Genomic DNA, 19,417 nt, shown 5'->3' on the forward strand with positions numbered 1-19,417 from the left:
GCAAATGACGGGCCCCAGTTATGCTGTAGACCGAGCCAGGGCAAAAAGGTCTGCCGGTATAGGACGCTCAAGCTCCCACTTAATATGCATCGGCTTTGAACCGCTATGGGACAGGTAGGTCACCGGACCTGCGAATATATAGGGAGCAGTGCCAATCCCGTCTTCTTTGGTATAGCGTATAAAAAGCAAGGGCGCCCGCCCCAGCTCACCGTGATGCTGGTAAATCTGCCCGAGGCGACTCTCTGGGTCAGTTGAATTCTGGGAGTCCCATGCGAATTCTCTTTCAGTAACCGCATAATCTTTGTACATGGTTTCGGGAGTGAAATGTTTCTCAGACTTACTGAGGTTGACCAACAAAGCGATGGTATTCGTTGCCTGTGACTCGTAGACACCCTGCACTGCGCCCGCGGGAACGGACCTCTTTTCGTTCTCGTGAAGGCCTATTGCAGCAAAAATCTCTTCACGTGAGTAATAGGCGTGTGTGCTCAGCGGAATATCTTGTGAAATAGTCAGTGATTTTTGGGGTGCATGCCTATCCGTCCCCAGACGGTAGGCCCAGATCTGTAGGAGCTCCTGAATGAAATAAGGGTGCTGGCGGAGCTCACCCAGCCCTTGGTCTAGGGTAAATTTCTTTTCTTCCTTTCCTATCTTTCCATTAGGCCAGAAGGAAAAAAGGAGCATCCAGGCAAAACGTTTCTCCCGTAGGCTAAGGTCCTTTTCCAACACATCAGTTGTCAAAAGCCGTTGATAAACAGAGGCTCGCTCTTCGTCATTAACATTAGCCAAGGACTTAATCCGATTGGAAAGATGCTCAACGACTGATCCCTTTTCATAAAGTTCTGGGATTCTGGGAATTTGCCCTGCCTGGTCCAACAGGAAGGTAAATGTTAAACCTTTACCGTTCTTTGTCTTCCGCCCATAGATATGAGCAAGTTCAAGACCGTACTGTTCGAGGTAGGGTTCCAACAGATCCGTGACGATAACTTCAAAGTTCTTTTTCTTCTGTTCTTCAACAAATACCTTGAGGTTATCGGCCAGAACTTCGATTTTGGGGTTAAGAGCATCTTTGATGCTTTTTAGCACCTGTTCTTGAGTTTTCTTATCGAGCTGGATGCTGCAGCCCGGTGGAAGATGTGGGTTTTCGACCTCGCCGGGTGTAACTACACCAGTACGAGTTAGGGAACGCATCTTAAGGTCAAACCTAAACCCTTTGGCTTGGTTACCCACGAAATCAAGTACAACCAAGACTGCCTTATCGGGGGACCTGCGTAGACCACGGCCAAGTTGCTGTTGAAAAAGAGTCGGTGACTGAGTAGGGCGAAGCATCAACAGCGTGTCCACTTCAGGAATATCTACACCTTCGTTGAACAGGTTCACTGTGAAAACTGTAGTCAGCTCATGTTCAGGGTCTTTAAGCTGCGCGATAACCTCGCGGCGCCGGTCTGCGCTATCATTGCCAAGGAGATACGTAGCCGGTAAGTGGGCTTTATTAAACTCCTCGGCCATATACCGAGCATGTTCTCTATCTACGCAAAAGCCAATGGCTCGCATACTTCCAGGGTTAGCAATTTTTTCATCAATCTGCTGCAGGATAAGGCTTACCCGCCGCTTATTCTCGAGGTAATACCGTGACAATTCACTGTCCCGATAACTTCCTCGCTCAAAGGTGAGGCTACTAAGGTCTGTTGCGTCGTTAATGCCGTAGTAGTGAAAAGGAACCAGCAGGTCGGCTTCAAGTGCGTCCCAAAGACGAAGCTGGGTAGCAAGGCGCCCATCAAAGTATTCAGCAGCAACGTTCTTGCCATCTGTTCGTTCAGGGGTGGCAGTAAGACCTAATAGCTCTTGAGGCTGGAAATAATTAAGAATTTTTTGATAGGTAGGGGCCGAGGCGTGGTGGAATTCATCAACGATAACTACGTCAAAGTGGTCTGGTTTAAATCGTTCGCTACCAGTGCCTGCAAGGGTCTGAATCGTTGCAAAGACCTGGTCATTATATTCGGGGACCATACCTCCGAAGTATTGCTCACCAAAGTTAGCATCACGCATGACCGTGGCAAAAGCACTCTGTGACTGGTTCAGAATCTCAGACTGGTGAGCGATAAAAAGAAGGCGCAGGCGGCGGCCAGCGTCTTCGCACAACCTCTTGTAGTCAAGAGCTGAGAAGATCGTTTTACCTGTACCTGTAGCAGCTACGGCAAGGTTCCGGTGGTGGCCTTTTTGCCTCTCCGCTTGAAGCTCATCAAGCATAATGGCTTGATGCGGGTAGGGGTGAACATCAACGTATGAAAAGTTAATCCCAAGGTTCGGCCGCGCTGATGCGCCTGTACCTATTTTTGCTTGTTCTAGCGACTTATCAAGCTTTTTGCGGTCTTCATCTGACCCTGTGTAGCTTTCAAACTGGTGGGATTCCCAATAGCTTTCAAAAGCCGCATTGAATTGTCGGAGAATGCCGGGGGTAACAATATTGGATATTCTGACGTTCCATTCAAGGCCATCGGTGAGTGCAGCATGTGAAAGATTTGAACTGCCTACATATCCTGTTGAGAAGCCCGTATTACGGTGAAAGAGCCAGGCTTTCGCATGTAATCGAGTTGAATTTTTCTCGTAGCTAATCTTGACCTGTGCCCCGTATTCTTTCACCAGCTTATCGACGGCTTTACGGTCACTAGCTCCCATGTAGGTTGTAGTAATGACGCGGAAGGGGATACCCCGCTTTTTTAGGATGTTAAGTTGCGGTGCAAGAACGTTAACACCAGTTAATTTGAGGAAGGAACACAGCAGATCAACACGATCGGCGCTCTCTAGCTCTCTCTTAAGTTCGTCGCCTAGCTGAGGCTCTTTCGGGTTGTTCGTCAACAGTGCAACATTGCTCAGCGGAGTATTGGGACGGCTTAGAGGCTTTTCTTGGTGCAGGGGTTTGAGTTCGGTGAGCTGAACTAGAGAACCCACTTTTTTCTGGCTCTCTAGCGTTAGGACTTCGTCAGATTCAGCCTGCTCTTCTTCCAAATGGTTAAGGAGAGAGTTGATGAGCATAATGCGCTCGTGGGCCTCGGTTTGTTCAAGTTTCGCAACAACTTGTTGTGCAAGATAACGCGCTAACGAAGAAACATGCTCAGAGTCATCGGCAGGGATCTCTGACTCGATCCATTCAGACTCGATGGGGAGAGCTTGGGAGAGCATCCGACGAGTCTTAAGAGTTTCGTACAGACCGATGGGGAGAACCTGTTTATTACTCATATATGCAGCATACTTCAGCCATGCTCTGAGCCGTTACGCGGCTGCTGCTATAGCCCTCAGCTAGGGGCCCTAGTTTTTATGTCAGATCTGTGGATAGACCAGCTACATTGGGCGTAATCTGCTGTCAAAAACGGTCTAATCGCCCCAGGTCCTTGCCAAGTCAGGTGTCCAGCACTATAAACGAACACATAAACCCTAGTCACAAATATGTCCCAGGAGGACTCAATGCGCACCGCACAACGAACCCTGACCTTGACCGCTCTTGCCCTCCTGGTCCTCACAGGTTGCGGTGAACAAAAGACTGGTTCAATCCCAGAGCCCTCAGATAGCAGCTCAGCCAGTAGTGCAAGCGGTGCTAGCAGTAGCGTGAGTGCTAGCGCAACAGCTCAAGAAACTGAGCACTACTCCGGTGGATCCAAGGCCCCCGACGGTGAGTACCGCCCGGCAGACGAGTTCGGTCCGGCCCAAAACGTCCCCAAACCGGTTAAACCCGAAGGTATGAATGTTGAGACAACGGAAGGCATGGAGCTATTCATTAATTACTGGAATGATTTGCGCAACTACGCTATGCAAACCGGGGACGTCACAGAGATTACCAAGCTCGTAGATGAATCCTATACACAAGAATTAGAATTTTATGAATCACTTAATGAAATCTATAACTCAGGTGGATGGGTAATAGGCGGAACTAGGCAAATCCACTATAACAAGGACCTTCTTACTTCAGATGGGAATGGAGCCTACTCAATAGGTTGTAATTTTGACGTAGAAAATACTGTCTTGTGGGTCAACGGTGAAGCCAGAGCGTATGATGCATCAGACTCAATTTATAAGGGTGTGGACCTGCGGCTTACTTACTCAAATAGCTCTTGGAAGATAGTTAGCGCGAAAGTGGTGAGCTAGGTATGCGAAAAATTTTTTTGAGCACTCTGATGCTGACCGCTATTTTGCCAACAAGCATGTCAATAGCTTATGCAGAAACCAAAGGAACAAGCGGGACTGGTAGTTTCAAGGTATCGGTCAAGCATACAGATGCATTTGCAAAAGGTTTTGAAGGCTATGAAGAAAACAGAGAAGTACCTCAGCCCATCAATGAACCATCCTCCGAAATTGCTACTGCAGTTAAACTGATCCACTTTCAGGAGCGTAAAGATCCCGATGATTCCCACGCCCGCCTACAAAAAGGTGGTAGTGCACAACCAGGCACCTACTGCTTGGCAGCCAACAACAAACTCGGCGTACTCTCCTTAGTGCCCGCAGACTGGGGTGATGGGGCAGATACACCCTACAAGACCCGCCAAGGCCCCATCGGTTGCGTCCCCCTCACGCCAGAAGACCTTGAAGCAGCAGGTTTAGAAGCCACAGAAGTAGACGGACAAACCGTCCTACGTGCCACACAAGTTATCCTGAGCGTAGAAGATTTCAACACTTTCCCGGTCGCCCCCGCACAAGCTCACCAAGAACGAGCACCGCACACCCTCAAAAACTACAACACCAACTTCTGGGCTGACCCTAACCCCCAAGAATTTACCCGCACCATTGCCGGGCAAGAAGTCTCCCTGCGAGCTACCCCCGTTTCATACACCTTCCATTACGGTGACGGCACAACTCTAGGGCCAATCAACTACCCCGGCTACCAGCTAGGTGAAGATATCTGGGATCAGCCCACAGACACCTCCCACAAATACACAGAGCCCGGGGACTACCAGTTCACCATTACCACCAGCTACCGCGGTGAATACTCCGTCAACGGTGGACCCTGGCAGGTTATCGATGGGACCGTCGAACGCTCCACTGACCCCCAGCTCGTCCGCGTATGGCGGGTCAAAGCGGGTCTTGTCGCAGATGATTGCGAGCAGAACCCACAAGCCTGGGGTTGCCCCGGCACCTAAATCAGTGGCCGCCACCACCCAAAATACTTCACCCCAAAACTTTTCCTAGCTTACACACAGGCTTCCTGTACTCCCCACCTAGGTTAGGGTGCCATAGTTAAAACACAAGGACGAGGAGAGAAAACCCCGCAACCTTCAAGAGACTAATAATCTCGCCGTGACGATGAGTCACCTTTTCAGAGAACGTGTGTGAACCTCTGAGGCGTCGCCCCGCAAGGGGCGGTTCATGAGAAATGTGTGTGTATGGGGAAAGGGCCGCAACCAACAGGTTGCGGCCCTTTTCTTTGGCCCCAAGCAACAACCCCCACCTTTCTCAACATGTCGCACATCACTATACTGATGGAAAGATGCCAAAGCAGGTAGCTGCGACTAGCAAAACCCTTACCCCCGGCTACCACCTTGCACGAGAGGACAAGTGATGACGGCAGAAACTCCCACCCACAAAACCCGGATTATGTTCGGAGCATCCCCACGCCCCTCTCTTCTTGCCGCACTGGGATTAAGCGTTCTCGTATGGTTAGACTTTTCGGAGAATACCTGGATTGGGGCCCTGTCGGTTGTCATTGGCTTACTAGGAGTTCGCACCATGAATCCCCCTACCAGGGGTAGATTGGCCTGGTACAGTGCGGGCATCGTTCTGCTTGCAATTATGGGAAGTATCTTCATCAGTTACGCAGTTACTAGACTCCTGCCTCTCGATGATTCATCTACACTCATCGCCAGCATCTTCCTGTCTCAAGCAGTTGCGACTTTTGCCCTCTACCGTATTTTCCGTAAGCTCATGCCGGTCCTCCCCCAGGGACCAAAAGCTGGCTAACCGCTAAAGCCCCCGAATCGTCAAAACCACATAAAACCCCCGCTACCTCGCTCAAACAGCGAGATAGCAGGGGCTTCTATCGGCAGGCCCTAGAACTAGGTCTAGCCTGCCAGGTCCGGGAAGGCTTCAGCGACCGCAGGGCAACTAATCCTGCCGGCATCGGTGTTCAAGCCAAGCGCCAGGTCAGGGTTCTGCGCCAGCGCAGCGTCAACACCTTCCGTCAGTTTCAGCACGTAAGGCAGAGTAGCGTCGGTTAGCGCAATAGTAGAGGTACGGGGCACAGCGCCAGGCATATTAGCAACGCAGTAGTGGCGGATACCCTCGACCTCAAAGATAGGATCAGCGTAAGTGGTGGGGCGGGACGTCTCAAAGCAACCGCCCTGATCGATAGCTACATCAATGAGCAGGGCACCAGGCTTGAGGGTTTCAAGGTGCTCACGACGAACCACCTTAGGGGCCTTAGCGCCAGGTACCAGAATAGAGCCGATAATGACATCCGCACCGGCAATTTCACGCTCAATATTGGCGGGGGTTGAGTGCAAGACGCGGGCTGTTGAACCGAAGAGGTCAGCTAGCTCGCGGACACGAGGGCCGTAGCCTTCCAGAATGGTAACCTCTGCACCGAGGCCAACCGAGAGCTTAGCGGCTTGGGTACCCACGTTACCGCCACCGAGTACAACCACCCGTGCAGGCGCTACACCCGGCACACCGCCCAGGAGCAAACCCTGCCCGCCTTCGGTTCCCATAGTGTACTGGGCGGCAGCCTGGGCGGCCAGGCGGCCAGCAACTTCGCTCATGGGCAGTAGCAAGGGCAGGGCACGCCCGCTACGAACGGTCTCGTAGGCAATACCGCGAGTCTTAGCGGTCAGCAGAGCCTCAGTCAGGGGCTTGTCTGCTGCCAGGTGCAGGTAGGTGAAGAGGGTCAGGTCTTCACGCAGATACTTGTACTCGGCTTCGATGGGTTCCTTGACCTTGACCAGGAGTTCAGCCTGTGACCAGGCTTGGTCCTGGCTGACCAGCTGGGCGCCGACCCGCTCGTACTCGTCGTTGGAGAAGCCAGCACCCAGGCCAGCGTCCTTCTCAATAAAGATCTGATGGCCTGCTTGGGTGAGAGCAAGAACGCCGTCAGGGGTCAGCCCAACGCGCTGTTCCTGGGGCTTGATTTCGCGGGGTACGCCAATGCGCATGAGAGGTGTCTTCCATTCATTTTCGTCGTTGAAAAATGCTGGTTTCAGCCTACGCCTTTTCCTTTGACGCCCACAAGCCACCTCACCTTTATAACTCACTATGAAGGGCCTCTGTGCTCATCAAGACCAGATTCTACCCCTGATCTGTGAGCACAGTCACCGCTTGAGGGTCTGAATCCTTGAGGAAAGTATCAATACGCTCAGCCTCATCGGTCTCACCTATCACAGCGGCAGTTTGCCCCAGCAGCAGTAGCGCCAGAAGGAAGCCCCGGTTAGGTTGGTGGGCCACAGGGATGGGGCCGTGGCCGCGCCAACCATTACCTCGGAGGGCATCAAGCCCGCGGTGGTAGCCTACACGGGCGTAAGCGTAAGCCTCCACGGTACGGCCAGCCGCGAGCGCTTCCTCAGCCAGTAGAGCCCATGCCAGTGAGGACTTAGGGAAGGCCTGGGCCAGCTCTTGCGGCGTATCACCAGCTGCGATGCGGGCATCCAGATCCGGGTTTTCCGGCAGGTAAGTGGGGGCAGGGCCATCTAGTAGGTTCTTACCGGCAAGGGACATGCGGTGCTCCTTTTGTGAAAAGTTGTAATTACACAACAGTCTACTCGCAGGCCCTAAGAGTACAGCAGCTAGCGCGAGGCAGATCAACCGTCGCAGGGAAGAGGAACTCTGCCCAAGCCCGCTCTAACCGGCTGTTCACACCGGGAAACCCGACGTTTAACAGCCTGCAAGCTACCGCCCCTACAGTGACTAGAAGACAAACCCCTTGTCAAACATAGTAATTCCCCACACAGAAAACAGGTGACCCAGCATGTCGCTCACCGGCAAGAACCTGCTCACCAATTTTTTCTCGTCCCGTTCATCGCTCACCTGCACCTACAAATGCGGTCTGGCCCGATGGCCCTGGCAGGGTTCCGCGCCCTTCCGTTGTAGTGGTCTGGCGTGAGGACGGCGGCCCCATCGGTATTGATGCCTAAATGCAAAAAGGTGCCGGCCGCCCCTATGCAGGGGCGGCCGGCACCTTAGAATTACAAGGTCATTGTTCCGGGAACAGAAGCGCAAGACCCTTCTCGCTCAGCCTAAGGCGTAGAGGCCGGGATGAAACTCGCTGGGCAAGCCCCTGCTCCTCTAACTCTGTGATGTACTTTCGGGTAGTGCTCCTTGACTTACCTATTACCTCGCTCAAAGTATCCCAATCCAGCCCTCGTTCACCACCAAAGAGGTGAACTTGGCCAAGAATAAAGAGCGTAGAAACTGTATCCTGCGGTAGCTCAGCAGACTGCGACAAATGGTGTACATGAAATTTAAGGCCCTCCATGAGATACTTTTTGTCTACAAAATCGTCAATAAGCCTCTGTTGGGCATCACGGATAAAACCGAGCATAGTCTGGACAAAAGAAGTGGCGTCAGCCATGTTGAGGGGCTCTTCCACCTCCGTAAAGGCCTTATAGTATTCGGCTCTCCTCTGGTTGATGAGGTAAGAGAGCGTCAGCACGGTATAAGCAGAAAAAACTTCCTGGAGCTGAACGCTCAGTAGGAACCTACCCAATCTGCCGTTGCCGTCGTAGAAAGGGTGTACAGCCTCAAACATGAAGTGCGAGACCACCCGCGACAGGAGAGAAGGCGCTTCATCATCTGCAAGGTGATCCAGCATGGCTTGGAGCTGTTTACTTATGTCCTCTTCGGTGGCAGACCCGGCATGAATACCTTTATCTGCGCCGTCATAGACATATACCGGATTTAGCCTAAACAGGTCCCCATCAGGCCTGTCTTCTGTCACAATCTCAGCACCAAATAGGCGGTCATAAATCTCCCGAATCTCATCTAAAGTTGTAGGAGCTTTGACCTGGCCGTCTGAAAGTTCCAGATAGAGCCTAGCAGTTTGCCGGAATTTCCTATTCTCACGCGGCTCCGCTTCAAGAGCCTGCTGGATCTCGTGCCGGGTGGAGCGAACCCCCTCAATCTCATGGCTTGCAGTAATCTCCTGGGTAATAAGCTCATAAAGATAGCTACGCCGGGCAGCTAGGGGGATATCCGCCGCAAGTACTTCTAAAGTGCGTTCATTCAGCAAGACTTGCTCTTGCAAGAGTAAGAGCTGAGGGGTCACAGCGTAGAACAGTTTGTTCCCGTTCATCTCAAAGTTGGTCTCGAACCCATTGCTTCGCCTGCGCTGAGCTTCCTGCTCTGCTGTAGAACGGTCATCTTGGTGGAAGACAGATTTAAGGGACTTATACTTCTTCATCTGGTTTACCTCCTACCTCTTAAAAACCGATCTTTTTACGTTTTAGCACCTACCTTAGCTAACTCATAAACGTAAAAACACCGCTTTTTACGTTTAAAGGGCGCCAGGGCATACAGCTAAAACGTAAAAGCAGCGGTTTTTACCAGAAAGAAACCGAACAGATAAAGGCGCCGGCCGCCCCTATACAGGGGCGGCCGGCGCCTTAGCTCACCTCGGTAAGCGAGTCTCTACCAGCAGAGACTACTTAAGGGAGGTGCCAACAGAGCCGAGCTGCTGAGCGGCTTCAACCACACGAGCGGTCATACCAGCCTCAGCTGCAGCACCCCATACGCGGGGATCGTAGGTCTTCTTGTTGCCAACTTCGCCATCTACCTTAAGCACACCATCGTAGTTGCGGAACATATGATCGGCTACAGGACGGGTGTAGGCATACTGGGTGTCGGTGTCGATGTTCATCTTGATAACACCGTAGGAAACTGCATCTGCAATCTCCTGCTCGGTGGAACCTGAGCCGCCGTGGAAGACCAGGAAGAAGGGCTTTTCGCCCTTGCCGTACTTAGCGCCGACCTCGGTCTGGATTTCCTTGAGCAGTTCGGGGCGTAGGTGGACGTTACCGGGCTTGTAGACGCCGTGGACGTTACCGAAGGTCAGAGCTGCCATGTAGGTGCCCTTTTCGCCCAGGCCGATGGCCTCAACGGTCTTGATGGCGTCCTCAACAGTGGTGTAGAGGGAATCGTCGATAGCGCCCTCAACGCCGTCTTCCTCGCCGCCCACAGCGCCGATTTCAACTTCCAGAACCTGACCGGTTTTAGCGGTGCGAGCGATCAGTTGCTGAGCGATTTCCAGGTTCTCTTCCAGGGAGATAGCGGAGCCGTCCCACATGTGTGAGTTGAAGATGGGGGCTTCACCGCGAGCTACGGCCTTCTCTGACTCTTCGAGCAGGGGCAGGACGAATCCGTCCAGCTTGTCCTTGGGGCAGTGGTCGGTGTGCAGAGCAATGTTGACGTCGTACTGCTTAGCAACTTCGCGTGCGTACGCGGCAAAAGCAAGTGAGCCAGCAACCATGTTCTTCTTGGTGGAGCCCGACCAGTAGGCTGCGCCACCGGTAGAAGCCTGGATGATGCCGTCTGAGCCTGCCTCAGCAAAACCGGCGATGGCTGCGTTGAGGGTCTGTGATGAGGTTACGTTAACGGCGGGGTAGGCAAAGCCCTTAGAGCGGGCGTTTTCGAGCATTTCTGCGTAGACTTCGGGGGTTGCAATAGGCATGCTGACTCCTCATATGTTGGGTTGGGCCACCCGGTTGGCGGCCTGCTGTGAGTTGGTGCCCGCTCCCCCGACCCGTCTAAGGTGCAGAGGTGGGCGCCTGCCTGGTTCCCAGTTTACCAAGGGTAGCGGTGCAATGGGGAGCTTTCCCACATTAATTTCGGGCATAAACCCACTCAAAACAATGTGTTTTGGTGTAAATACCAGGCACCTTTCCCCTCTAATCGGCGATAAGTGGAAAATAATGTTGTTTTTTATGGGTTTGCCTGCCAGGCCACCAACTGCCAGGCAAGATCACAAAAGCAGGGAACCCTCCAGCTACCGGACCTCCGAATTCAGGGGCAGGCAGCTAGAGGGCTCTAGCCTCGGCTCAACCTATAAGCCAAAGACCCAGACAGCTAAAGTCATGGTCACTGCGGTGATGGCCACAATACAGAAAATGTTCAGCCAAAGACCGCCCTTGACCATCTGCCCAATGGTCACATAACCAGACCCGTAGGCGATGGCGTTGGGCGGGGTTGCAACAGGCAGCATAAAAGCGCAGGTTGCCGCCAAGGCAACAGGAATAGCTAGAACCATAGGCGCCTGGCCCATACCCATCGCAATACCACCGGCAACAGGCAGGAAGGTAGCTGCCGTTGCGGTATTGGACGTCAGCTCGGTCAGGAAAATAACACCGGCGGTTACCATCAAGACAAGGAACACTAGAGGAACTGCGCCCATACCTCCTACCAGTTTGCCAATCCAATCAGTGAGGCCCGATCCGGTGAACTGGGATGAAAGGGCTAGCCCCCCGCCAAAGAGCAAGAGAACGCCCCAGGGAAGTTTAGTGGCTGTCTCCCAATCAATCAGGCGTACACCTTTCTGAGCTGTCCCACCGGCAGGGAGGGCAAAGAGGATAAGGCCCACCAGCACCGCGATACCTGCATCTGTGATAGGAGCTGGTTTAGACCAGATGAGGGGAACAAAAATCCAGGCCAGAGCTGCGGCGATAAAGATAATGAGCACACGCAGTTCGCCGGACCCCATGGGGCCTAGCTTGGCGTATTCCTGGGCAATAAGTTTCTTGCCTCCGGGGATTTCGCTGATTTCTGGTTTAAAAAATACTTTAGTTAGCAGGAACCAGCAGCAAAAAAGGGTAACTATGGACAGGGGAACGCCCACCAGCATCCACTGACCAAAGCCAATCTGGATACCGTGGGTATCTGCCATATAACCGGCTAGAAGGGTATTAGGAGGGGTTCCGATGAGAGTTCCCAGGGACCCAATAGAGGCCGCATACGCTATCCCCAACATCAGAGCGGTCCCAAAATTGGAGTTGATGACAGCCTGCTTGACCTGCTGGCTCTCTGCGGCAGCACCCTCCTCAATCTGTATCTGGGTTGACCCGCTTGCCTGGGCTATCAGCATGAGCACTGAAACTCCGATGGGGATCATCATGACAGCGGTAGCGGTATTGGAAACCCACATGGACAGAAAACCGGTGGCGATCATGAAACCGGCTACCATGGTTGACGATTTGGTGCCCATAGATTTAAGAGTGAGCAGGGCAATACGGCGGTGAAGGTTCCAGCGTTGCATGGCAAGCGCCAGCAGAAAGCCACCCATGAAAAGGAAGATGATGCTGTTGCCGTAGCTAGCTCCTACCTCATTAATTTTCACCTCTGGGTTCAGGACAGGGAAAACGACTAAAGGTAAGAGCGCGGTGGCGGGGATAGGTAGTGCTTCTGTCATCCACCAGATACCCATGAGCACAGCCATGGCAGCGGTGAGACGGGCAGGGTGGGATAGGTCCGCTGGCATCGCGAAATAGATTACGAGGGCAAGAAGCAGACCACCCAGAAGTCCCAGCAAGCGCTTAGTGCGTTCCTTGGCTTCGACCTCTGGTGCCTGGGAGCCTCGGGATCGGTGGATCTGATCGATGGACTGGGTGGGGGTGGCACTGTATTTCTGTAGGTGATCACCCGTAATATGGGGTTTGTTCATGCTGAGACCTCACGTCTTTGTGTGTTCAGGGAAGCGACCCTTGCAGACTGCTGGTAGCCAGCTACGAGAGTGCAGATTATCAATCTACCCGATATCTGCCTTTGTGAAGTGGACGCGGGGCATGTCATCTCCTCCATGACTGGCAACCTTTCCTTATCAGCCCCCTTCTGGTTGTATCTGAGCTCGCTACTGACTCCCGGACCGGTGGCACGCACGCTAACCTCTCAGCAGAAGCCTTCTGGGGGGTAGAAATAAACGACAATAGGAATCAAAGGCCTTGAATTATCCTCTGAGTAGATTAGAAAAACGCTCTTTAAGGTATCGCTGGCACAAGCTGGCCTTCACTTTATCTGTCTTTCTCACGTCTCTAACTGTTTGTATGGCCTTAGCGATTGCTGGAGTTTTCCTCTTCTTCCCAGAGATGAGCAGCGCTCTTGATACAAAGGCCCTGGCTGAGATTTATCAGTTCGTAGTGCTGGCACTTGTTTTTCCTTTTGCCCTGGGATTTATTCGCCTGCTCAAGTCCGCGCAATCAAAAACCAAGGGCTGCCTAGTTGATAGCCAGCAATTTCCCCAGGTGTTAAGTACCCTTGAGGGGCTAGCTCACGATGCCGGTTTAGAGCGGACTCCTCTGGTGGTTGTGGTTCCGGGTCTTGAGGGACTGTCTCATTCTCTGCAAGCGGGAGGCGAATCGGTTATCCTCATTCATTCAGACCTCCTCAATGCCCCTCGCCCAGATGGTACCCTGGGTGCGCTCCATTTTGCCTTGGCCCGGGAAGTCGGTAACCTTTCGGCTAACCATCAGGCGCTCTGGTACGAGTTTTCAACTACGGTCAGCCAATCCATCCCGTTCTTGAAGAACCTGTTGAATTGGACAGAGACCTATACCGCGGATCGTTACGGGGCGGCTTTGGCCCCGGAATATGCGGCAGACTATTTTGGGGTCTTGGCTCTTTCAAAGGACTGCTGGCTGGACTTTCACCCCTCTCAAACAATTAAGAGGGCTGGCAGGGAAAAGATTTTTAACCTGGTGGCTGCTTGGACCAACCCAGCCCCGCCGCTACCTTGGCGTATGCTTGCGCTAGCCCACCTGGGAGTTTTTAGGGGAGATATGGTTGGTCCTCCTCATATCAGCACCCAAGATCTTGAAAAATATCATGCGCCCCTGTTCTCTAAACCTGCCATCCTTGAGCAAGGTGCTGAGGGCCAGATGGTAGCCCAGGGTAGCCTGCAGGACCATTTTGCCCATAGCAACTAAGTCAAACGGTTTCGGGGAAGGGTGCCGCTGGCTGGGCTTCTGAATTTGCGCTTAACTGCTGGTAGGTCAGGGTCTGCCCGGGAGTGACGAATTATGTTTCTGCTGACCCGACCCCTAGCACATCTTTAGTGTACCTATGGTACAGTCATTCTATGAACCATAGGTACACTACAAGCTAAGGACGATGCACATGTCCACTTCCCCTTTTTCCTTGAGCAAGCTGATTCGCACTCGTAAAAGCCCAGATACCGCTCTCAAAACGATGATGCCCTACTGCCTAGCTACTACCTCCATGGTTATTGTTACGCATACCCTGACCGTTTTCTATCCCTGGGCCACCATGCTGATTGTTGCCTTGGGAACCATAGCAGTCCTTCTGCTCATGCTCGCCCACGCCATCACCTTCGGCAAGGGCCTAGACCGCCTCCGATTCGGGGGAGTCATCATTAACGCTTTTACCTACACCCTCCTGACCTGCAGTAATCTGACGCACTTTGCTATCGATGCCGCTTCTGGGATCTGGGAGCGGAGCATCCTGCTGGCTACCTGGGGCGGACCAGCCGTTGCTATTCCGGTGCTCTGGGGCCTGGGCCTACTCATTCATATGTTCGCCGTCATCGGTAGCCACGGGTTTGAGGAAACCAGCGTCCTGGGAGTTAGAAAAGTAGTCTCATGAGCACAGAGAAAAAGCTAGGCTCAGCTGAACGGGAATGGATTGAAGAGCTGGCAGGCTCCTGGATTGAGGTCTACAAGAAGTCAGCCACAACTCTGGTGCTTCTAAGGATTATCAGCCAGAGGGGGCCCATTCCGGCCCAGGAAATTCATAAGGTTTTTGAGGCTGAAACGGGTTGGAGCATCACCGAGCGAGGCCTCTACCGCACCCTCAAGCGCTTAGCTTCACTGAGCCTACTGACCATCACACCGGTGAGTGTGCCCGGTACGGGAGCCAGACGCAAAGATTTTACGGTGACTCCGGCCGGTGCTCTTTACCTGGAACGGATTTCTGAGTCACTCATCACTTAGAGGGTATGCATCTAATGACCAAAACCGCTAGGAGACTTTCTGCCCGAAAACGTGCCTGCGGATCCAGGCGTGCATAGCAACCGCCGCCGCAGAAGCCGCGTTCATGGAACGAGTTGAGCCAAACTGCTCAATGGATAGGGTAGCAACCGCCGCCTCATGAATCTGAGGCGATAGCCCAGGGCCTTCCTGCCCAAAGACCAGCACGCATTTCTTGGGCAGGTCGTAGGTTTCAAGCTGTTGGGAATCAGGGAAAATATCAATCCCAATAACAGCGACACCCTGGGAGTCTGCCCAGGCCAGAAAGTCTTCGATGGTGGGGTGATGGCGCACATGCTGGTAGCGGTCGGTCACCATGGCACCGCGGCGGTTCCAGCGACGCCTACCAATAATGTGGACCTCCCGTGCGAGAAAAGCATTAGCGGTGCGGACCACGGTGCCGATGTTCAGGTCGTGTTGCCAGTTCTCGATAGCTACGTGGAATTCATGCCGGTGCTGGTCGAGGTCTGCAATGATTGCTTCCATGCGCCAGTAGCGATACTTATCTACCACGTTACGGCGGTCACCCTCGCGCAATAGTTCGGGGTCCCAGTGGTCCCCTTCGGGCCAGGGGCCCTCCCAGGGGCCGACGCCAACCTCTCGTTCGGGTTCGCTAACCTCACTACTGGGTTCAGCAGCCTTGGCGGGGGCCTCTGCTTCAGTGTTCTTCTCGTTCATACGTGTTTACTACAACTCCAGGGCTAGGCGTTCGGGGTAGAGCCTATAGGAAAAGGGCAAAATTGTATCCGCGCAACCCTGGCTCGGGACTGGCGTATAAGGGTTACCAGTGGGAAGGCGGTGGACGCACCAGAAGCCGACTGGCTCGGGGCTGGCGCTTAAGGGTGTCGGCGGGGCGCGTCCAGCACATCTTTGTCTGCTTTTATCTGCCTTTAAAGGTTTAGTCCAGACCCAAGTCGCTCTTGGAGTAGGCGTAGAGGCAGGGCACACCCGCAACTTCTTCGATATGCTCCTTGGCGCCGGTGGCTCGGTCAACGATAACGGCGACAGCGACAACTTCAGCCCCCGCATTACGGAGGGCTTCAACGGCAGTAAGGGCTGACCCACCGGTGGTGGAGGTGTCCTCCACAGCGACCACGCGGCGACCTACCACGCTGGGGCCTTCAACCTGGCGACCCATACCGTAGGACTTCTGGGCTTTACGAACAACAAAGGTGTCGATAGCGCGGCCCTGATCACCTGCGGTGCGCATAATAGCGTGGCCCACCGGGTCAGCACCCATGGTCAAGCCACCTGCTGCCTCAAATTCAATACCGGCCTTATCAAGAAGGTCGAGCATGACCTGGCCGACTAGGCGGGAGGCTTCGTGGTGCAGGGTAATGCGGCGCAGGTCAACGTAATAGTTAGCTTCTTTGCCGGAGGCTAGGGTTACTTTTCCGCGAACTACAGCCAATTCGCTGATGAGCTGGCGGAGGCGTTCGCGGGCGGCTTCGATGGGGAGATTTTCGGAGAGGGTAGTCATGGGTTTTAGTCTAGTAGATGGGGTGGGCGGGGCTTGTTTTTGGGTGGGAGAATCCCGGCAGGTGAAAAATTATTCAGCCCCGGCCACTCTATAAAGCACCGCCCCGGATCAGGAAGGCCGGGACGGGCAAAGAGGGTCTAGCGCAGGGAAGTTCTGGCCCAGGTCATAGTTGCGACCAAATAAGACACCGCGGCAGCTCCCAAGAGTAACCCGTAATGTCCAATAATAGAAGCGAGTTCAGGGACATTGACAATATTGGTGTGCTCGTCCAGAAACCCACCACTTGCCTCGGCAACTTCCCAGCCGTTAAAGCTGGAATAATTGGACTCAAATTGCTCCCAGAGGGTACTGATTCCCATGTCCCAAAGGTGTCCACCGAAAAGGTTACGGCTGATGGCTAGCGCCCCTATAACGGTCAAGATGAGAGCCACGGAGCCTGTGACCTTGCCCCACCGCAGGTAGAGGGCTGCCACAGCGATTCCAGCGACCTGAACCGCAATCAGCACCGCCAACCAGGTTGCCAGGTAGCTGCCCAGAGCGTAGAAACGCCCCGGGGTTGAGTAGCTCTGCCAGAAGGCGAAGGGCCAGGGGTCCAGCTCTGGGTTAAAGACCTGCCAGCCCCTACCGTAACCGTGTGTCACGAGCTCGATAACAGATGTCAGTGCGTAGATAAGCGTTGCAAGGCTAGCCCGGAAAAGGGAGAGCAGGGTAAAACCGCCCAGGTAGCTCCACCGGGTTCGTCCCATGTTGAGCACGAGCTGTGCATGAGAATAAAAACCCAGAAGGGAAGAGACTCCTAGCACCACGGGGACGATAGTGGTGTGCAAAGAATTTGCGTTGATAAAGCCACCGTGGGCACCAAACGACATTCCGGTGAGCAGACTGTTGATGCCAACAAGGAGCATAATCAGCGCGGCAATCCCGATGGGCAGTAGTAGCGGAAGTAGGGTTGCCATTGTTTTCTGGTTGCGTAGCATGTGGAAGACAGCCCAGCTCCCCTGAATTCGGGCGGAGCGTGCCCGCCTTTTCTTCTCAGCTCCGGGGGCGTGGAGCCCTGTTTCCTCAGCCCAAACTGGGTTTGTTGCGGTCATGAGAGCTCTCCTTGTGTAATCTGGTCAGTGTTTTTCCGGCTATGGGCGGCAACGGTGTCCTGGAGTGAGACCGGCTGGACACCAACGCCCAGCTTGCCCGCAAGTTCCTCGTTCTCTGCTGTGAGAGCGGCAGCCACTACAAGACTCCGCATAGAGCCGATTGCGCGGTCGCGCACCACAAAGCCCTCCAGGGAAGTCTTGGCAAGGTAAACAGAAACAGCGTCCTGGTTCCCCGCAACCTCGTGGGCGGTGTAGGTAGCGTCCTCAGCGTCACCGGTAAAGACCAGTTCACCCCGGTCAATCAAGATGACGCGGTTAAGCAGGGGTGAGATTTCGTCGAGCAGGTGGGTGGAAATAATAAAGGTGCGCGGGTGGGCGCTAAAGTCTTCGAGCAGGCGATCGTAGAAGAGGGCGCGTGCTACCGGGTCAAGGCCGGTGTAGGGCTCGTCCATCAGGGTCAGGTCTGCGCGGCTGGCAAGGGCAACCGCGATACCCAGGGCTGATTTTTGCCCGTCCGAGAGCCTGCGGGCACGGGCCTTGAACGGAATCTCAAAATCAAGCAGTAGCGATAGCGCCAGGGACTGGTCCCAGTTGGGGTGAGCCAGCCGGCCCATCTTGAGCACCTGGAAAACCCGCAGGTCATCAGGGTAGCTCTGGTTGGTTCTTTGCAGGTGGGTTCTAGCGATAGTGGTGGCATTAAGGCTCTGCCCAAAGAGCTCTATCTGTGAGCCCTTATCGGGCAGGGTCTGGCCGGTCAGTGCCGTCAGCAGGGTTGTTTTACCGGCACCATTCCTACCTGCTAGGCCGTAGATGAGGCCTTCTTCGATCTCCAGGTTAATACCGTCCAGGGCCTTGGTGCCCCGGAAGGTTTTGCTGAGGTTCTGTGTGCGGGCGATGGTGTTCATGCGTTCTCCCCTGTCTTGCTAGCGGCCTCACTCAGGCCAGCTTGCAGGGCAGCAAGTACCTCGTCACTGCTGAGCCCCAGCACCCTGGCTTCTTCGACCAGAGGGGTGATATAGCCTGCGATAAATTCTTTGCGCCGAGCAGAGCGCAGAATGTCTTGTGCTCCTTGAGCCACAAACATGCCGATACCTCTCTTCTTGTAGAGCACCCCTTGGTCTACCAGGAGGTTGACGCCCTTACCGGCTGTTGCCGGGTTGATGCGGTAGAAGGCCGCAAATTCGTTGGTCGATGGGACCTGTGATTCTTCGGGGTAGGTTCCCGCGAGGATCTGACCGCTAATGTGGTCCGCAATTTGTTGGAAGATGGGTTTATCACCGGTGAGCATGGGCACCCCCTTTCTCTGTATGCACCAAACCACGCTAGTTGGTTCATTGGTTAGTTAGTTATGTAACTAACCTAAGGCATGGACTCAGTTAAAGCAATACAAGGCTCTCTACAAAAGAAGAATAAAATAAACGGAGACTCCACCGGGAAGCGCAGGCCCACCGCTGGCCTACTATAAAAACCATGAACCTTTTTGCACACGATACCAGCGAAACCACCGGCCAAAAGATAACCCGCTACACCCTGGGCGCGGGCCTGACCACCATGGGGGCCCTTCATTTTAAGCGCGATAAGGTACCCAGCTTTGCCTCCATCGTTCCGCCCTGGGTTCCGGGGAGCGCAAAGCAGGTAGTCTACGCTTCTGGGGTTGCCGAGCTCGGTGTGGGGCTGGGTCTGCTGGCCGCACCGGGGGCACGTCGCATCACTGGACTAGGGGCCGCCGCCCTCTTCACTGCGGTCTACCCGGCAAACATCTACCAGTACACCCACAAGATTGATATTCCCGGCCTACTGGATTCCGACGCTAAGCGACTGCGCCGCCTGCCCCTCCAGATCCCCCTGATTGCGGCGGGTCTTTATCTTGCCCGCAAGGCCCGCTAACACCTCACAGGCTTACGCGA

18 protein-coding genes are annotated in these 19,417 nt (G+C 54.0%); 7 read left to right on the forward strand and 11 right to left on the reverse strand.

The features are described 5' to 3' along the window. Positions 1 to 18: 18 nt before the first annotated feature. On the reverse strand, positions 19 to 3,237 hold the full coding sequence (locus tag ACN08Y_RS02435) for a DUF3427 domain-containing protein (RefSeq protein WP_419098994.1): 3,219 nt from the start codon (positions 3,235 to 3,237) through the stop codon (positions 19 to 21). A gap of 225 nt (positions 3,238 to 3,462) precedes the next feature. Here ACN08Y_RS02435 and ACN08Y_RS02440 point away from each other — a divergent pair, with 225 nt between their 5' ends. From ACN08Y_RS02440 to ACN08Y_RS02450, 3 genes are all read left to right on the forward strand, one after another. Then, positions 3,463 to 4,140, forward strand: a complete 678-nt coding sequence (locus ACN08Y_RS02440; RefSeq protein ID WP_419111732.1) for a DUF6318 family protein — start codon at positions 3,463 to 3,465, stop codon at positions 4,138 to 4,140. Between the two features lie 2 nt (positions 4,141 to 4,142). After that, positions 4,143 to 5,129, forward strand: coding sequence for a hypothetical protein (locus ACN08Y_RS02445; protein ID WP_419111733.1), 987 nt, complete (start codon positions 4,143 to 4,145; stop codon positions 5,127 to 5,129). 418 nt (positions 5,130 to 5,547) lie between these two features. Next, on the forward strand, positions 5,548 to 5,946 hold the full coding sequence (locus tag ACN08Y_RS02450; protein WP_419110957.1) for a hypothetical protein: 399 nt from the start codon (positions 5,548 to 5,550) through the stop codon (positions 5,944 to 5,946). Between the two features lie 101 nt (positions 5,947 to 6,047). Here the strand turns inward: ACN08Y_RS02450 and ald are convergent, their stop codons facing one another. The 5 genes from ald to ACN08Y_RS02475 form a co-directional block, all read right to left on the reverse strand. Then, positions 6,048 to 7,133, reverse strand: a complete 1,086-nt coding sequence (gene ald, locus ACN08Y_RS02455; RefSeq protein ID WP_419111734.1) for an alanine dehydrogenase — start codon at positions 7,131 to 7,133, stop codon at positions 6,048 to 6,050. Positions 7,134 to 7,266: 133 nt separating this feature from the next. Further along, positions 7,267 to 7,692: a DUF3151 domain-containing protein gene (locus ACN08Y_RS02460; protein ID WP_419111735.1), complete on the reverse strand. Its 426-nt coding sequence runs from the start codon at positions 7,690 to 7,692 to the stop codon at positions 7,267 to 7,269. 475 nt (positions 7,693 to 8,167) lie between these two features. Continuing rightward, positions 8,168 to 9,373 carry a Fic family protein gene (locus tag ACN08Y_RS02465; RefSeq protein ID WP_419111736.1) on the reverse strand — a complete coding sequence of 402 codons (1,206 nt, stop codon included), beginning with the start codon at positions 9,371 to 9,373 and terminating at the stop codon, positions 8,168 to 8,170. A gap of 240 nt (positions 9,374 to 9,613) precedes the next feature. Continuing rightward, entirely contained in the window at positions 9,614 to 10,639 is a 1,026-nt protein-coding gene (gene fbaA, locus ACN08Y_RS02470) for a class II fructose-bisphosphate aldolase (RefSeq protein ID WP_419098987.1), read from the reverse strand. Between the two features lie 372 nt (positions 10,640 to 11,011). Beyond that, a complete protein-coding gene (locus ACN08Y_RS02475) occupies positions 11,012 to 12,622 on the reverse strand; it encodes an SLC13 family permease (RefSeq protein WP_419098986.1) in 1,611 nt (536 codons plus the stop codon). A 379-nt stretch (positions 12,623 to 13,001) separates the two neighbouring features. On the opposite strand from ACN08Y_RS02475, the gene ACN08Y_RS02480 reads away from it, so the two are divergent. The 3 genes from ACN08Y_RS02480 (at position 13,002) to ACN08Y_RS02490 (ending at position 14,903) form a co-directional block, all read left to right on the forward strand. Beyond that, positions 13,002 to 13,880 (forward strand): hypothetical protein, encoded by an 879-nt coding sequence (locus tag ACN08Y_RS02480; protein ID WP_419111737.1) that lies wholly within the window; start codon positions 13,002 to 13,004, stop codon positions 13,878 to 13,880. Positions 13,881 to 14,070: 190 nt separating this feature from the next. Then, the gene (locus ACN08Y_RS02485; RefSeq protein ID WP_419111738.1) at positions 14,071 to 14,556 is read left to right on the forward strand and encodes a hypothetical protein; all 486 of its coding nucleotides are present in this window, start codon (positions 14,071 to 14,073) and stop codon (positions 14,554 to 14,556) included. Further along, positions 14,553 to 14,903, forward strand: coding sequence for a PadR family transcriptional regulator (locus ACN08Y_RS02490; RefSeq protein WP_419111739.1), 351 nt, complete (start codon positions 14,553 to 14,555; stop codon positions 14,901 to 14,903). The genes ACN08Y_RS02485 and ACN08Y_RS02490 overlap by 4 nt, the downstream gene beginning before the upstream one ends. A gap of 27 nt (positions 14,904 to 14,930) precedes the next feature. Here ACN08Y_RS02490 and ACN08Y_RS02495 read toward each other — a convergent pair whose 3' ends face one another. The 5 genes from ACN08Y_RS02495 to ACN08Y_RS02515 all read right to left on the reverse strand — a co-directional run bounded on the left by ACN08Y_RS02495 (position 14,931) and on the right by ACN08Y_RS02515 (position 18,798). Continuing rightward, positions 14,931 to 15,617 (reverse strand): TrmH family RNA methyltransferase, encoded by a 687-nt coding sequence (locus tag ACN08Y_RS02495; RefSeq protein WP_419111740.1) that lies wholly within the window; start codon positions 15,615 to 15,617, stop codon positions 14,931 to 14,933. A 220-nt stretch (positions 15,618 to 15,837) separates the two neighbouring features. Then, the gene (pyrE, locus tag ACN08Y_RS02500; RefSeq protein WP_419098983.1) at positions 15,838 to 16,419 is read right to left on the reverse strand and encodes an orotate phosphoribosyltransferase; all 582 of its coding nucleotides are present in this window, start codon (positions 16,417 to 16,419) and stop codon (positions 15,838 to 15,840) included. Positions 16,420 to 16,556: 137 nt separating this feature from the next. Continuing rightward, on the reverse strand, positions 16,557 to 17,510 hold the full coding sequence (locus ACN08Y_RS02505) for a hypothetical protein (protein ID WP_419111741.1): 954 nt from the start codon (positions 17,508 to 17,510) through the stop codon (positions 16,557 to 16,559). Beyond that, entirely contained in the window at positions 17,507 to 18,415 is a 909-nt protein-coding gene (locus ACN08Y_RS02510) for an ATP-binding cassette domain-containing protein (RefSeq protein WP_419104139.1), read from the reverse strand. The genes ACN08Y_RS02505 and ACN08Y_RS02510 overlap by 4 nt, the downstream gene beginning before the upstream one ends. Next, the gene (locus ACN08Y_RS02515; RefSeq protein ID WP_419104138.1) at positions 18,412 to 18,798 is read right to left on the reverse strand and encodes a GntR family transcriptional regulator; all 387 of its coding nucleotides are present in this window, start codon (positions 18,796 to 18,798) and stop codon (positions 18,412 to 18,414) included. The genes ACN08Y_RS02510 and ACN08Y_RS02515 overlap by 4 nt, the downstream gene beginning before the upstream one ends. A 182-nt stretch (positions 18,799 to 18,980) precedes the next feature. Between ACN08Y_RS02515 and ACN08Y_RS02520 the strand changes: the two genes are divergently transcribed. After that, positions 18,981 to 19,397, forward strand: coding sequence for a hypothetical protein (locus ACN08Y_RS02520; RefSeq protein WP_419098978.1), 417 nt, complete (start codon positions 18,981 to 18,983; stop codon positions 19,395 to 19,397). Positions 19,398 to 19,417: the final 20 nt, after the last annotated feature.

The sequence above is a fragment of the Rothia sp. P5764 genome, from assembly GCF_048512965.1.
GTDB lineage: Bacteria > Actinomycetota > Actinomycetes > Actinomycetales > Micrococcaceae > Rothia.

Bases quoted from the DNA above. Each gene is read 5' to 3' on its own strand.
- ACN08Y_RS02440 (WP_419111732.1), top strand. From the start codon at position 3,463: ATGCGCACCGCACAACGAACCCTGACCTTGACCGCTCTTGCCCTCCTG.
- ACN08Y_RS02485 (WP_419111738.1), top strand. From the start codon at position 14,071: ATGTCCACTTCCCCTTTTTCCTTGAGCAAGCTGATTCGCACTCGTAAA.
- ACN08Y_RS02515 (WP_419104138.1), bottom strand. From the start codon at position 18,798: ATGCTCACCGGTGATAAACCCATCTTCCAACAAATTGCGGACCACATT.
- ACN08Y_RS02460 (WP_419111735.1), bottom strand. From the start codon at position 7,692: ATGTCCCTTGCCGGTAAGAACCTACTAGATGGCCCTGCCCCCACTTAC.
- ACN08Y_RS02465 (WP_419111736.1), bottom strand. From the start codon at position 9,373: ATGAAGAAGTATAAGTCCCTTAAATCTGTCTTCCACCAAGATGACCGT.
- ACN08Y_RS02435 (WP_419098994.1), bottom strand. From the start codon at position 3,237: ATGAGTAATAAACAGGTTCTCCCCATCGGTCTGTACGAAACTCTTAAG.
- ACN08Y_RS02510 (WP_419104139.1), bottom strand. From the start codon at position 18,415: ATGAACACCATCGCCCGCACACAGAACCTCAGCAAAACCTTCCGGGGC.
- fbaA (WP_419098987.1), bottom strand. From the start codon at position 10,639: ATGCCTATTGCAACCCCCGAAGTCTACGCAGAAATGCTCGAAAACGCC.
- ACN08Y_RS02450 (WP_419110957.1), top strand. From the start codon at position 5,548: ATGACGGCAGAAACTCCCACCCACAAAACCCGGATTATGTTCGGAGCA.
- ACN08Y_RS02505 (WP_419111741.1), bottom strand. From the start codon at position 17,510: ATGACCGCAACAAACCCAGTTTGGGCTGAGGAAACAGGGCTCCACGCC.
- ACN08Y_RS02475 (WP_419098986.1), bottom strand. From the start codon at position 12,622: ATGAACAAACCCCATATTACGGGTGATCACCTACAGAAATACAGTGCC.
- ACN08Y_RS02495 (WP_419111740.1), bottom strand. From the start codon at position 15,617: ATGAACGAGAAGAACACTGAAGCAGAGGCCCCCGCCAAGGCTGCTGAA.
- ACN08Y_RS02520 (WP_419098978.1), top strand. From the start codon at position 18,981: ATGAACCTTTTTGCACACGATACCAGCGAAACCACCGGCCAAAAGATA.
- ald (WP_419111734.1), bottom strand. From the start codon at position 7,133: ATGCGCATTGGCGTACCCCGCGAAATCAAGCCCCAGGAACAGCGCGTT.
- ACN08Y_RS02480 (WP_419111737.1), top strand. From the start codon at position 13,002: ATGGCCTTAGCGATTGCTGGAGTTTTCCTCTTCTTCCCAGAGATGAGC.
- ACN08Y_RS02490 (WP_419111739.1), top strand. From the start codon at position 14,553: ATGAGCACAGAGAAAAAGCTAGGCTCAGCTGAACGGGAATGGATTGAA.
- pyrE (WP_419098983.1), bottom strand. From the start codon at position 16,419: ATGACTACCCTCTCCGAAAATCTCCCCATCGAAGCCGCCCGCGAACGC.
- ACN08Y_RS02445 (WP_419111733.1), top strand. From the start codon at position 4,143: ATGCGAAAAATTTTTTTGAGCACTCTGATGCTGACCGCTATTTTGCCA.